The organism is Arenibacter catalasegens (genome assembly GCF_002909235.1).
Taxonomy (GTDB): Bacteria; Bacteroidota; Bacteroidia; order Flavobacteriales; family Flavobacteriaceae; genus Arenibacter; species Arenibacter catalasegens.
On sequence record NZ_PHQQ01000010.1, the window covers coordinates 27,286 to 40,706 of the forward strand.

Annotated in this window: 15 protein-coding genes; 8 read left to right on the plus strand and 7 right to left on the minus strand. The window is 36.9% G+C overall.

Annotated features, from left to right (window positions below; translation table 11 throughout):
* Positions 1-70: 70 nt before the first annotated feature.
* From CWD90_RS09690 to CWD90_RS09700, 3 genes are all read left to right on the plus strand, one after another.
* A complete protein-coding gene (locus CWD90_RS09690; RefSeq protein WP_103475759.1) occupies positions 71-1,144 on the plus strand; it encodes a PA0069 family radical SAM protein in 1,074 nt (357 codons plus the stop codon).
* An 89-nt stretch (positions 1,145-1,233) separates the two neighbouring features.
* Entirely contained in the window at positions 1,234-1,581 is a 348-nt protein-coding gene (locus tag CWD90_RS09695) for a YciI family protein (RefSeq protein ID WP_103475760.1), read from the plus strand.
* A 184-nt stretch (positions 1,582-1,765) separates the two neighbouring features.
* Complete coding sequence (locus CWD90_RS09700) at positions 1,766-3,037, plus strand: RNA polymerase sigma factor (RefSeq protein ID WP_103475761.1); 1,272 nt, start codon at positions 1,766-1,768, stop codon at positions 3,035-3,037.
* A gap of 212 nt (positions 3,038-3,249) precedes the next feature.
* On the opposite strand, the gene CWD90_RS09705 is transcribed toward CWD90_RS09700, so the two are convergent.
* From CWD90_RS09705 to CWD90_RS09715, 3 genes are all read right to left on the minus strand, one after another.
* Complete coding sequence (locus CWD90_RS09705; protein WP_103475762.1) at positions 3,250-3,906, minus strand: HD domain-containing protein; 657 nt, start codon at positions 3,904-3,906, stop codon at positions 3,250-3,252.
* Positions 3,903-4,640 (minus strand): lysophospholipid acyltransferase family protein, encoded by a 738-nt coding sequence (locus CWD90_RS09710; protein ID WP_103475763.1) that lies wholly within the window; start codon positions 4,638-4,640, stop codon positions 3,903-3,905. Before CWD90_RS09710 ends, CWD90_RS09705 begins: the two co-directional genes overlap by 4 nt.
* An 81-nt stretch (positions 4,641-4,721) precedes the next feature.
* Positions 4,722-5,132: a BrxA/BrxB family bacilliredoxin gene (locus tag CWD90_RS09715; RefSeq protein WP_103475764.1), complete on the minus strand. Its 411-nt coding sequence runs from the start codon at positions 5,130-5,132 to the stop codon at positions 4,722-4,724.
* A 135-nt stretch (positions 5,133-5,267) separates the two neighbouring features.
* Between CWD90_RS09715 and CWD90_RS09720 the strand changes: the two genes are divergently transcribed.
* From CWD90_RS09720 to CWD90_RS09735, 4 genes are all read left to right on the plus strand, one after another.
* Entirely contained in the window at positions 5,268-6,005 is a 738-nt protein-coding gene (locus CWD90_RS09720) for a TerB family tellurite resistance protein (RefSeq protein ID WP_103475765.1), read from the plus strand.
* A 46-nt stretch (positions 6,006-6,051) separates the two neighbouring features.
* Positions 6,052-6,636, plus strand: coding sequence for a HupE/UreJ family protein (locus tag CWD90_RS09725; RefSeq protein WP_103475766.1), 585 nt, complete (start codon positions 6,052-6,054; stop codon positions 6,634-6,636).
* 218 nt (positions 6,637-6,854) lie between these two features.
* A complete protein-coding gene (locus tag CWD90_RS09730; RefSeq protein WP_103475767.1) occupies positions 6,855-7,289 on the plus strand; it encodes a deoxycytidylate deaminase in 435 nt (144 codons plus the stop codon).
* 16 nt (positions 7,290-7,305) lie between these two features.
* Positions 7,306-8,931, plus strand: coding sequence for a S41 family peptidase (locus tag CWD90_RS09735; RefSeq protein ID WP_103475768.1), 1,626 nt, complete (start codon positions 7,306-7,308; stop codon positions 8,929-8,931).
* Here CWD90_RS09735 and CWD90_RS09740 read toward each other — a convergent pair.
* Together CWD90_RS09740 and CWD90_RS09745 are read right to left on the minus strand one after the other, a co-directional pair.
* Positions 8,928-9,131 carry a hypothetical protein gene (locus CWD90_RS09740; RefSeq protein WP_103475769.1) on the minus strand — a complete coding sequence of 68 codons (204 nt, stop codon included), beginning with the start codon at positions 9,129-9,131 and terminating at the stop codon, positions 8,928-8,930. The two genes, CWD90_RS09735 and CWD90_RS09740, sit on opposite strands and share 4 nt — an antisense overlap.
* 20 nt (positions 9,132-9,151) lie before the next feature.
* Positions 9,152-9,730 carry a MarC family protein gene (locus CWD90_RS09745; RefSeq protein ID WP_103475770.1) on the minus strand — a complete coding sequence of 193 codons (579 nt, stop codon included), beginning with the start codon at positions 9,728-9,730 and terminating at the stop codon, positions 9,152-9,154.
* Positions 9,731-9,882: 152 nt separating this feature from the next.
* Here CWD90_RS09745 and CWD90_RS09750 point away from each other — a divergent pair, with 152 nt between their 5' ends.
* A complete protein-coding gene (locus CWD90_RS09750) occupies positions 9,883-10,455 on the plus strand; it encodes a DUF3109 family protein (protein ID WP_103475771.1) in 573 nt (190 codons plus the stop codon).
* Here CWD90_RS09750 and CWD90_RS09755 read toward each other — a convergent pair.
* On the minus strand, positions 10,445-12,424 hold the full coding sequence (locus CWD90_RS09755) for a tetratricopeptide repeat-containing sensor histidine kinase (protein ID WP_103475772.1): 1,980 nt from the start codon (positions 12,422-12,424) through the stop codon (positions 10,445-10,447). The genes CWD90_RS09750 and CWD90_RS09755 overlap by 11 nt on opposite strands.
* A gap of 14 nt (positions 12,425-12,438) precedes the next feature.
* The gene (locus tag CWD90_RS09760) at positions 12,439-13,173 is read right to left on the minus strand and encodes a LytR/AlgR family response regulator transcription factor (protein WP_103475773.1); all 735 of its coding nucleotides are present in this window, start codon (positions 13,171-13,173) and stop codon (positions 12,439-12,441) included.
* Positions 13,174-13,421 lie beyond the last annotated feature (248 nt).

Below are 13,421 nucleotides of genomic sequence, written 5' to 3' on the forward strand. Positions count from 1 at the left end.
TTTTGTTAATTAACAATGGCATTTTCAATGATATGGATTTATTCCATATTTTTGGAATAAATCCATATCATTGAAATCAAAAGAGTATATAAAAGGCCGTGGGGCACAACAAAATACGGACAATAGGTTTGCCCGATTTTCCAATGAATTAAGGGACGATTTTTTGGAGTTCTGTCGCTTGGAAGGGGAAACTGCGGACCATAATAAGACACAGTACCTTCCAATTTTTCCAAAATCTATAGTGAACAAGGTAAATAGCCCTGATGTGGGCATGAGTTTTTCCTTGAATCCTTATCAAGGCTGTGAACATGGTTGCATTTATTGTTATGCAAGAAATAGTCATGAGTACTGGGGCTACAGTGCCGGACTCGATTTTGAACGAAAGATCCTAGTTAAAAAGGACGCACCAGCCTTGTTGGAGACCAAATTGAAAAGTAAAAATTGGAAGGCAGCTACTATAGTTCTTTCCGGGAATACGGATTGTTACCAACCGGCGGAGCATCAATTTAAGATTACTAGGGCTTGTTTAGAAGTTTTTCTGAGATATAGACATCCCGTAGGAATAATTACTAAAAATGCCTTGGTATTAAGGGATTTGGATATCCTAACCCAATTGGCAAAGGAGAACTTGATCGGGGTAAATATTTCGGTAACCTCATTATCCGAAGAAACCAGACGTATATTGGAACCTAGGACAACAACCATTAAAAGGAGGCTGGAGACCATTAGAATATTATCCGAAAACAATATTCCGGTAAATGCCATGTTGGCCCCGATTATTCCCGGTATAAACAGTCATGAAATACTTAATTTGGCCCAAGCGGTATCAGTTAACGGAGCCCTGTCCTTTGGGTTTACAGTGGTTAGATTAAATGGAGCCATAGGGAAAATTTTTGAGGATTGGATTAAAAAAACCTTACCTGACAGGGCGAATAAAGTATTGCAGCAAATAGCGGACTGCCATGGGGGGAACTTAAACGATAGTCGTTTTGGTATTCGCAATAGAGGTGAAGGTAAAATTGCACAGCAAATAAATGATATGGCCCATTTGGCGCGCCATAAGTATTTTAAGGACAAATCCTTTCCTAAATTAGATACTAGTCTTCATGAGCAATATAAGGATGGTCAGTTAAAGTTATTTTGAAAATAATGGCGAGATATGTCCAAAGCAGAGGTTTCTGTTCGTCATTAAAGCGAACATAAAAACAATTTTGTTAATTTAAATTCAAGATTATGAGCAATTTTTTATTTTTATTTAGGGGCGGTGATGCCGCAAGAACCAATCAAACGCCAGAAGAAATGCAGGAACATATGCAGAAATGGGGAGCTTGGATGGGCGGATTAAAGGAAAAGGGCCAATTAGTGGATGGTCTGCCTTTGGCAAAGGAAGGTAATGTAGTAAAAAAAGGCGGAGAAGTAATTACCGATGGACCTTTTGCTGAGGGTTCCGAGGTGGTTGGCGGTTATCTTATTGTGGCCTCAAAAGATCAAAAAGGGGCAGTGGAGATTTCCAAGGGATGTCCAATATTTGAGCATGGAGGAAATGTAGAGGTAAGGCAAATAATGTCCATGGATATGTAGAAAAGTAAAACTGGGTAAAAGTCGTTTAAAAGTAGGACTCTTTGGTGTTTAATTAGGTTAGAAATATTTATTTCCCAAGAAATGGCAATAATTTCATAATTGGCATTTCTTTGAGCGAAATTGAATGTACAAACAGGACATTGGGAATTAACTACTTTCTAACGGCTTTTTATTTTTTTGGGATATGACAGAAACAAAGAAACAGGTAGAAAACTTATTTCGTTATGAATATGGCAAGATCATAGGCGTACTCATAAATAAATTTGGCCCAAGCAATATAGAGAAAATTGAGGATGCTGTGCAGGACGCCCTTTTGAAAGCCATGCAGGTATGGGGATACAAGAACCTGCCAGATAATCCCACGTCATGGCTTTACCGGGTGGCCACCAATAATCTTATTGATGCACTCCGAAGAGATAAGAAAATGCTACTTAAGGCATATGACAAGACTATTTTAGTAGAAAATTACATCAGTATTCCAGAGATTGTTTTGGAAAGTGCTATTTCGGACAGTCAATTAAAAATGATCTTTGCATGTTGTCACCCTTCACTTTCCGTTGATTATCAAATTATTTTAAGCTTAAAGTTAATAGGTGGTTTTGGTAACAAGGAAATAGCCAAGGCTTTACTAAAAAAGGAGGAATCAGTAGCAAAATCATATACACGGGCTAAAAAGCAGTTGAATTCGAATATCACTACATTGGATATTCCCATTGAAATGGGCTTGCAATCTAGGCTTTCTATTGTTTTAAAGGTAATCTACCTACTATTTTCTGAGGGTTATGCTTCGAGCATCGGCTCAGATATCATTAAAAGGGACATATGTTTGGAAGCTATCCGACTGGCTCTTTTGTTGAGTGAAAATGAATATTGCAATAGACCCAATGTAAATGCCCTGCTTGCTTTAATGTGTTTTCATACCTCTAGATTTGAAGCTAGGGTAAATGAAGCTAGGGAATTGGTGGATTTGGAACATCAGGATAGAACAAAATATGACAAAACCCTAATTGCTATAGGCATAGAGCATTTGGAAAAAGCATCCAAAGCTGTTCTTGAGCCGTCCAATTACCATTTGGAGGCAGCTGTCTCATATTATCATTGCATTGCTAAGACATTCGAATTAACGGACTGGAATAGCATTTTGAATTTATATAATTTACAGTTAAAGAGACAATATTCCCCTGTAGTACAATTGAACAGGATAGTGCCATATTATAAAGTAAATGGGGCTAAAATGGCAATGAGTAAGCTTTTAGAATTTGAAGACAATACATATTTCAAGGTTAGTGTCCTTTATTATGCTATTAAAGCGGAACTTTTATTAAAATTAGGAAGTAAAGTGGAAACATTAGTGGCGTTAAAAAATGCCATCGACCTTACGGAGAATGAAATGGAACAAAAACATTTCTTAAATAAAATGGTACAATTAAGAAAAGAAATGATAGATAATCAATAACCGAAGATCGTAATTAATGGTTTAATGTAAATTGGATTTTATTCGAATAGTAATTGATCTGATTACTTAATTAATTTCCTGGCATGAATTGCCGACGATTTATTAATGTGTATTCTCCAGCATTTACCTAGATTTTTAAGAATCCATTTTTGAATTCCTAGGTTCGCACTCAGATTTAAATGCCAATGGAGCTTTATATTAATTCAATGTCATTAGGCATTTCCATTCCATTCCGTGTAGAATTGCTCCAAATAATCCAGCATATATTGATGCCTTTTTTCAGCCAATTTCTTGCCAGATTTGGTGTTCATTTTATCTTTTAGGAGCAGCAATTTTTCATAAAAATGATTAATGGTAGGCGCGCTGGATTTTTTGTACTCCTCCTTGCCCATATTTAAATTGGGGGCAATTTCCGGGTTATAGAGTTCCCTGTTCTTAAACCCGCCATAGTTGAAGGCGCGGGCAATTCCTATCGCGCCAATGGCATCCAGGCGGTCGGCATCCTGCACTACCTTAAGTTCTTTGGAGGTAAATAAATTTTTGGAACCCAAACCAGATTTATAGGAGATGTTTTCAATAATTTTCACCACATGGTCTATAACCTTTTTATCAACCTGTAAAGAAGTTAAAAATCCGGAGGCTATTTTGGGTCCTACAGTTTCGTCCCCGCCATGGAACTTTGCATCGGCAATATCATGTAAAAGTGCCCCCAAACTAACTATAAGGACATCTACCTTTTCATCTTTTGCTATAAGCAGCGTATTCTTAAAGACACGTTGTATATGAAACCAATCGTGTCCCCCTTCTGCTCCCTTTAGTGTTTCTTTTACAAAAGCAATAGTTTCTTCAACAATCTGTGTATTGGTCATGCAGATGGAATTATGGCCTGGGTTATGGTTTTTTCAACGCTATCAATGAGATTTTCCAAATCTCCAGAATTTTCCATTGGCTTGTGTACGTCGAAAGTAATGTGGTTACAAAGTCCATAGGGAAATTTGCCATATTTTAACATTTTCCAGGAATTATTAATGCTAATGGGGATTATTACGGCAGAGGGCGACTTTTTTAACAGCACCTTTAATCCAGTAGTATGGAATTTTTTGGGTTGGCCAGTTTTGCTTCTTGTGCCTTCTGGGAATATCACGGCAGAGTATTTATGTTTTTCAATATAACTTCCTAGTTTTGCGATTTCCGACAGGGATTGCCTACTGTCCTTTCGGTTAATGAGTACCGATCCACCGTTTCTCAAATTGTAGGAAACGCTTGGTATGCCCTTGCCCAATTCCATTTTACTAACAAATTTGGGATGATGTTTCCTCATAAACCAAACAACCGGAGGTATATCGTGCATACTTTGATGGTTGAGCACTATAATAGCTGGCCTATTTGTTGGGATGTCTTGGGGATTATTAAAAGAATAACGGGTGCCAAGGATATGGGTACATCGCATTAGAGTAAGGTTCAATAATGCGACGCTCTTTCTGTGGGCGTCATAACCAAACCAATTAAAGCAGACCCATTGAATGGGATGAAATAATATTAAAGTGAGCCCAAATAATATGAGATAAAGGGCCGACAAAGGAAATGCCAATACTTTTTGCATGTTACAAAAATAAAAAACCGCTCTTTTACAGAGCGGTTTCATTCAAGAATATTTCCAGAATATTAAATAGATCCCAATTAATCAACAAAATTCGTTGTAGGCTTCCATTAAATTTTCTGCTATAACTTCTGCAGGTCTTCCTTCTATATGATGACGTTCTATCATATGTACCAATTCGCCATCCTTGAACAAGGCCATACTAGGTGATGATGGAGGAAAAGGAATCATAGCGTTCCTCGCCGCATCAACGGCCTCGGTATCTACCCCAGCAAACACGGTTACCAGATGATTTGGTTTTTTTGAGTTTTGCAGGCTCATTTTGGCAGCTGGTCGTGCATTGGCGGCGGCACAACCGCAAACCGAGTTAACCACTACCAAAGTAGTTCCTTTTTTGCTAATAGCGCTTTCGACAGCATCGGCCGTATATAATTCTTCAAATCCGGCAACAGCCAAATCTTGTCTCATTGGTTTTACTAATTCTGCAGGATACATAGTATTGTTTTTATTGGATTATTACTAAAGTTGTCAAAGATAACCATTTTAGGTCATTCCAATGGAATACTTAACGTTTCATTAGACCTTCTGTTGTACCTTAAAATTATATCTTTGCCAAAATTTTGTATTGAGATGATTAAATGGTTTGCAGCAATATTGGGATATTACACCTTTAGGTTTCCAGGGGCTATTCTAGGGTTTATTATTGGTAGCTTTTTCGATAATCTGAAAAGCTCGGGGGGTGGAGGTGCCAGATCTGTTTTTAGGGATATTACACAGCAAAATGTATCGCCTGCCGATTTTGAGATTAACCTACTTTCACTTTGTTCCATTGTTATAAAGGCTGATGGTTCTGTAAGTCAGACCGAGATGGATTACGTTAGGCGATATTTTGTCGGTACTTATGGCAAGGAAAAAGCCAATGCTATTTTTAAGACCTTTAACGAAGTAGTTAAAAAAAGGGAAGTCTCTGCGGAGCGTATATGTACCTATCTAAATCAGCGTACCAGATATGAGGTCAGACTTCAGTTATTGCATTTTTTATTCGGCATAGCCCAAGCAGATGGAACCTTGCGTCCTGCAGAGATAAACAAAATTTCGGAAATTGCTGGATATTTTAGGGTAAGTCAGATCGATTTTGAAAGTATTAAGGCTATGTTTATCAAATCGGCCGACAATGCCTACAAGATTTTGGAGATTGAAAAATCGGTAACGGATGAAGAGGTTAAGAAGGCCTATAGAACAATGGCTAAAAAGTATCATCCGGATAGGGTAAATACAGAAAACGAAGCCATTAAGAAAGGGGCTGAAGAAAAATTTAAGGAGGTTCAAAAGGCCTATGAAATTATTCAACAAGAGAGAGGTCTTTAATAATTTTGTTCATGAAAATTAAATATATCTGTATTAATTTTTAAGCATGGGAGATTTTTGGTTTTATATCCAGTTGGGCTTGGAACATGTATTGGATTTGGATGCCTATGACCATATATTGTTTTTGGCGGCCCTAACCATACCTTTTACCTTTATGGATTGGAAAAAAGTATTGGTGCTCGCTACCGTATTTACAATTGCCCATTGTTTTTCACTTGGTCTATCTGTATATGAGGTGGTGGCTGTGGATGTACGTCTCATTGAATTTTTGATTCCAGTCACTATATTTTTTACGGCGATATATAATTTAATAAGTTCTAGGAAAGCTACGGATCGGAAAAATTTGGTGGCATACATAGTGGCTACTGGTTTCTTTGGACTTGTTCATGGTTTCGGGTTCTCCAATTATTTTAAGATGTTGATGGCAGGGGAAGAGGAAAAAATTTCACCCTTATTGGGCTTTGCGGCCGGGATAGAAATGTCCCAAATATTAATTCTATTGACTGTTCTTTCGGGCAATTACATTGTAAGATCCTTGTTTAAGGTGAAACAACCCTATTTTATCCAAATAATGTCGATTATTGTACTATTAATTACAATACCAATGTTGATTACAACGTTTCCTTGGTAGAGAGAGTTTGGCTAAATCTTAACCTTTCAAGATTGTGAGAATTGTAGGTAGCATCTATCTTAGTAAGAACTAAAGTTGATTTAATCCCTATTGGCTAATATTTTCAATACACAGTTGCCTTATCTTTGTGGTAATCAAACCAAATGGAATAGGTAAATAGGAGTCTATAGGCACAATATTTAGAAATGGTCCCATGCGGTATTGGGAAAAATTATTGAATGAAAGAACGTAAACAAGAAAAGTACGATAAAGCGTATTTACGTATGGCGAGTGAATGGGGAAAACTCTCTTTTTGCAAGCGCAAACAGGTCGGGGCCATCATTGTTAAGGATAGGATGATTATTTCTGATGGTTACAATGGAACTCCAACTGGTTTTGAAAATATATGTGAGGATGAGGAGGGTTATACCAAATGGTATGTTTTACATGCCGAAGCCAATGCCATATCCAAGGTAGCCTCTTCTACCCAGTCCTGTGAAAGTGCAACCTTGTACATTACATTGTCACCCTGTAAGGAATGTAGTAAATTAATACATCAGTCTGGCATAAAACGTGTAGTATATCAGAAAGCCTATAAAGATAATTCCGGCTTGCAATTTCTTGAAAAAGCTGGAGTGCAACTCGTTCACCTGCCCATTATCGTGAACGTTTAAAATGCTAATTTGAATCATGAAGAAAATAAATACCTACATATGGCCTACTGTAATAGCTCTGGCAATTGCCATGGGAATATTTGTTGGTGGAAAATTGAACTTTAATGATTCTCCAGAAAAACTCTTCACGACCAATTCAAAAAAGGACAAGCTCAATAGACTAATAGACTATATAGACTATGAGTATGTGGATGAGATTAATACGGATAGTATTGTAGACGTTACCGTTAACAATATTCTTGAGAAATTGGATCCCCATTCCGTGTACATCCCAAAACAGGAAATGGATAAGGTCTCTGAAAATATGAAGGGAGATTTTGTGGGGATAGGGGTTAATTTTTATATGTACAAGGATACTATTTCCGTGATTAGAACCATAGAGGATGGACCGAGTTTTCTTAAAGGTCTACAGCCTGGGGACCGTATTCTGATGGCCGATAATGACACTTTGTTTGGAGAGAATATACCTAATAATTTGGTGGTGGAAAAACTGAAGGGTAAAAAAGGGTCTCCTGTTAGATTGAAGGTATATAGAAAGGACAATAATACCACCTTCAATGTAAATATCAAGAGAGATGTGGTTCCCATTAAAAGTGTGGAGGCGTATTATATGCTTACTAATGATATGGGTTATATAAAGGTAAATCGCTTTGCCGAATCAACTTACAAAGAGTTTAGAACGGCCCTTAGGAAGTTAGAAGGGCAAGGAGCCAAGAAATTAACCTTGGACCTGAGAGATAACCCTGGGGGTTATTTGGGTATTGCCGAACAGATGGCAGACGAATTTCTCTCGGACGGCAAGTTGATTTTATTTACAAAAAATAAAAAGGGTAAGATAGATAAGGTATTTGCATCCAAAAAAGGGGATTTTGAGGATAAACCGGTGTATGTTTTGATTAATGAGCGTTCGGCTTCTGCTAGTGAGATCATTGCGGGATCTTTACAGGACAATGATATAGGTACTATAGTAGGACGTAGGTCTTTTGGTAAAGGTCTAGTGCAGCGTGAAATGGATTTAGGAGATGGCTCTGCTGTGCGTTTAACGGTTTCCAGATATTACACCCCAACAGGGCGGTCTATTCAGAAATCGTACGATAAAGGGAACAAGGATTATTATCAGAAATTTACTGATCGTTACCATAGCGGGGAACTCATTTCGGTAGACAGTATTAAAGTGGCCGATTCGCTAAAGTTTAAAACCCCTAAAGGTAAGGTGGTATATGGGGGTGGGGGAATTATTCCAGATGTTTTTGTGCCCATTGGGACCAATGAATCCGAATATTTTGAGAGCATGGAAAGCGTGGGGTTTTTATCCTATTTTGTATTTGAGCATTTGGATGGGAATAGGGCTCAGTACAAAGGTTATTCCAGAGAGGAATTTATCAATAACTTTAGAGTAGATGATATCCTTTTTGAGATATTTATAGATTATTGCCTTGCAAGAAATATAAAAATGGACTTTTATGCCTTCGAGGAAAAAATTAAATTATATATCAAGGCTACATTGGCCGAGCAATTGTTCGACCCCAATGCTTATGCACAAATAAAAAGCGGTGAAGATGATATGCTGAAAAAGGTTTTGGAATTGGATAAACCGACCATAAGCCAAAAAGAGGTAGATAAAATTGAAGCTACAAATTAATCTTGTTCAATTTTTCTCTGGATCTTTTTAGAGGTACTGTATATCAACAATAGCGCTACGGCACATAAGGAAGCCACTATTCCTATTAAGGCTATTATACTATTTCCTTGAAAAGGGTCCTTAAAATCCACTAAAGTTACGTTATAGGCTATTAAGGCCAATCCCAATACAATGAGTATTACTATTAATATTTTGTTCATCTCACCTTCTTTTTTATTGATTAAAATAACTGGTTAATATTTGAGGTAAACAGTTTAACCGCAATGGCCAAAAGTATAACACCAAATATTTTTCGGACTACATTAAGTCCGTTTTTACCCAAAATGTGTTCTATTCTACTAGAGGATTTTAGGACGATGTATACAAAAATAACATTTATTATAATGGCTACAATGATATTCTCCACGTAGTATTCCGCCCTTAATGAAAGTAAGGTGGTTACCGTACCGGCACCGGCAATTAAAGGGAATGCGATGGGAACTATAGAAGCACTTTCGGGTTGTTCGTCCCTATACAGAGTGATTCCCAAAATCATCTCTATAGCCAAAAAGAAAATTATAAAAGCCCCTGCAACGGCAAATGAGTTGACATCAATACCTATTAGATTTAAGATTTCTTCCCCTACAAACAAAAAGGCTACCATTATAATAGCCGAAACAACTGACGCTTTTTCAGATTGTATATGTCCTACTTTCTTCCTTAGGGTTATTATGATGGGAATGCTCCCAATAATATCAATTACCGCGAAAAGAACCATACTAGCCGTAACTATTTCCCTAAAATTAAAATTGAATTCCATAGCTTTAAAAATATAATCTTAGTCCATCAGGTGCTTATTTTGCCCTTTCCTCCTAAGACGCGGCAAATTTACGTTTAATTAGGGGTATTTGAATTTAATTAAGGGAAAATATATCCACCTAAAGAATTATATTTGCTGCCTAATAAAATAGTATGTTCCAACTGGGAAAAACAATTGTGTCCGAGGAAATTATTGAGAACGATTTCGTTTGTAATCTAAGTGCTTGTAAAGGGGCTTGTTGTGTTGATGGTGAGGCTGGTGCGCCGCTTGAGGACAGGGAAACAGAGATTTTGGTAGATATTTATAGTAAAGTGAAACCCTTTTTACGACCAGAGGGTATTGCCGAAATAGAAAAGCAAGGGGCCTTTATTAGAGGAGAAGATGGCGAATGGGAAACTCCCTTGGTAAATGGCAGTGAATGTGCGTATGTGGTTTTTGACGACAAGGGAATAACCAAATGCGGACTGGAAGAAGCTTATAATCAAGGGGCTACTAAATGGAAAAAGCCTGTGTCATGTCATTTATACCCTATTCGTGTACGAGAGTATTCGGAACTTACCGCCGTTAACTATCATAAATGGGAAATTTGCGATCCTGCATGTTCCTTGGGGAATGAACTTAAAGTGCCCGTTTATAAATTTGTAAAGGAGGCCTTGATTCGCAAGTTTGGAAAAAAATGGTATGCCGAATTGGAGCAAATAGCGTTAGAGCATACTAATGGGTAGGGATATGTAAAACCACTTTAGTGCCCAAAGCTACCTTATTGACGTCATAGAGATCTATTATTTCTACCTGAAAAGAATTTTCGAAGTCTTTGGAGAAATTGGCCAACCGTTCCTTGGTAATATCGATGCCTATGGATTTTCGTTTCAAAATCTTACCTTCCTTTATTCTTTCTGATGCTTCCCGTCCAACACCGTTGTCAGTAATGCTAATTTGAATAAATTTATCGTTTTCCCGACTTACATGGAGTAGAATATTTTTTTCCCCTTCTTTGGAGGAAAGTCCATGCCAAAGGGCATTTTCCAGAAATGGTTGAAGAATTAACGAAGGAATCTTAACAGTGTGCTCATCTATGGGTTCTTCCACTCGCACTTTAAAATTTATTTCGTTGGAAAATCTAATGTTTTCAATGTTCATGTAAAGTTCAATGGTCTCCAATTCGTCTGCCAGGGATATTTCTTTTAGGGACGAAGCTTCTAGAATTTTTCGCACCAACTTGGAGAATTTATTGAGGTAGTGTACTGCATTCTTCTTTTCGTTATTAATGATGTACAACTTGATAGAGTTCAAGGAATTGAACAAAAAATGTGGATTCATCTGGCTGCGCAGCATACTTTGCTCGAGGGTTAGTATCTGTTTTTCGTTCTTGAGTTCTTTCTGTCGGTAAAGAATGTACAGTATAAACGTCAATAGCGCCATACCCAATGCCCCAATAATCAAGGTATTCGTTTTTTTGCGTAGCCGAAGATTCATAAATTCGTTTTCCCTGGCCAATGCCTCTATTTGATTGGTTTTTTTTTCAGTTTCATATTTAATGATCAAATCATTAATATAACGCCGATTCACTTCACTATTTATTTCCTCGTTAAACTTTTCTGCCATTTGGTAATACTCCAAGGCATTTTTATAATCCCCTTTGTAGGTAAATAATTTGGATAGAAAGGCATATGCCTGTGCAATGTAAGTTGGAAGATGGTGTTTCTTGGACATTTCCAATCCGGAAGTGAGATATTTTTCGGCTTCGTTGTATTGTTTTAACTCCATCAATGCCCAGCCCATGTTAATATTGATGGCAGTAATAATAGACATATCGCCTAGAGTTTCAGCAGCCAATAGATTTGGTTGTAGAATCTCTATGGCCTCATCTAAGTTGTTTTGCTTTAAGTAGATTTGGGCAATACTGTTTTTACAAATAATTTTACCCTTGTCATTTTCAATTTCATTATTGTAATCCAAGGACGTCCTATAGTAGTGAAGGGCCTCCTCCAATTCCCCTTTATATTCCAAACATTCCCCAATGTTTTGATAATTTATTGCCAACCCTAATTTATTGCCTAGCTCTTTTGCCGATTCCATGGCCCTTTTAAATTGGGAAATAGCTATTTCATACTGTTTAAGGGTTAAATAAAGGTTGCCAATGCTATTTAAGGAAACGTTTATACTTTTTTTGAGTTCGTTGGAAGGATTGGAAACGGACTCTGCCAACTCTAGGGCCTCCTGGTGGTAATCCAAAGCTATTTTAATGTTGTCATTCCTTCTGTAAACCACACCCAACATATTTAGACTAAATACCCTGAATTCCAGATCATCGGCATCTATGGCCGCCTGTAATCCTTTTTGGTGAAGTGCAATGGCTTTGGCGTATTGCGATATATCCCGGTATTTTCTCCCTATTTGATTTAGGGCATATGATTGTCCTGATGAATATTGTTTTTTTGCGGCTTCATTGGTGAAGTAGCGCATATAAATGGTATCAGTCCTTTTGGAGTGTAGGATAGAATCCAATTCCTGGTAAGTTTTTGGGGCAGCTTTTATTAGACTATCTGTTATTCTTTTAAAATCTTCGGTAACTTCCTGTGAAAGGCTTTTGGGAGCAGAAATGAAGGTAAGAACTAAAAAAAAAAGGAATGTGTTCGCTTTTAAGATCGATAGTCTCCGTATAAATAAAAGAATGCAGGAGGGAAAATTCATGTTATGGTAATAGATTATATTAAATCTAAAAAGTCGGATTTTTTTTGTCTTGAAACAGGGATTTTATGATTGGATTGTAAAATTACATATCCATCTGTTTTAAGAAATTCCTTAATTTTATTGAGGTTGATAATAAAGGAATTATGAATTCTAAAAAAAGTATCCTTGGGTAGTATTTGATTTACCTCCTTTAATTTTTTGGTAAGCAAAATTTTTTGTCCATCCGTTAAAAATAGTGTACTGTAATTTCCGTCGGATTCCGCAAATAGAATTTCATCACTTTGTAAAAATAATAATTTCCCATCTGTATTAATAGTAATCTTTTTTTGGAGTGAATCAGAATTGAATTTCAATAAAATTTTCTCCAGCTTTTCCGCAGTGTAATTTTTATTGTTAAACTTTTTTATTTTAGCGATTGTGTCGTTTAAATCGTCTGTGTCTATGGGTTTTAGAAGATAATCTATGGCCTCATTTTTAAGGGCTTTTATGGCATATTGATTATAAGCAGTGGTGATGACTACCGGGAAGTCTTTGTTCTGTAATTTCTGAATGAATTGAAAACCATCCATGGTGGGCATTTCTATATCCAAGAACAAACAGTCGGGAGGATTTTCCTCCAAATATTTTAATGCCTCAATAGGGTCTGTAAAAGAAGCCACCACTTTAATTTCATCACTAAAGTTGGTCAGCTCCCAGGAAAGGCTCTGGAGGGCTTTAATTTCGTCGTCTACTAAAACTGCTTCTAACATAAGTTTAGGAAAGATACTCAAAATTAAAAATATTGTTTGTTATGCTCCCTATATTTTGTGTCAATGGAAATGAATTGAGTATAGTTGGTGGTAAATGATTTAGGGTTGGAGCTTTAGGATTATGTAGAAACGATCTATCGGGAACCTAAATCACAAATTGCGCAACATATATCTTGAATTTGGCTAATGTCATTTATACAGGATAATTTACCATTTACACATTTACGAAGCATCTGTTAGTGCAATTC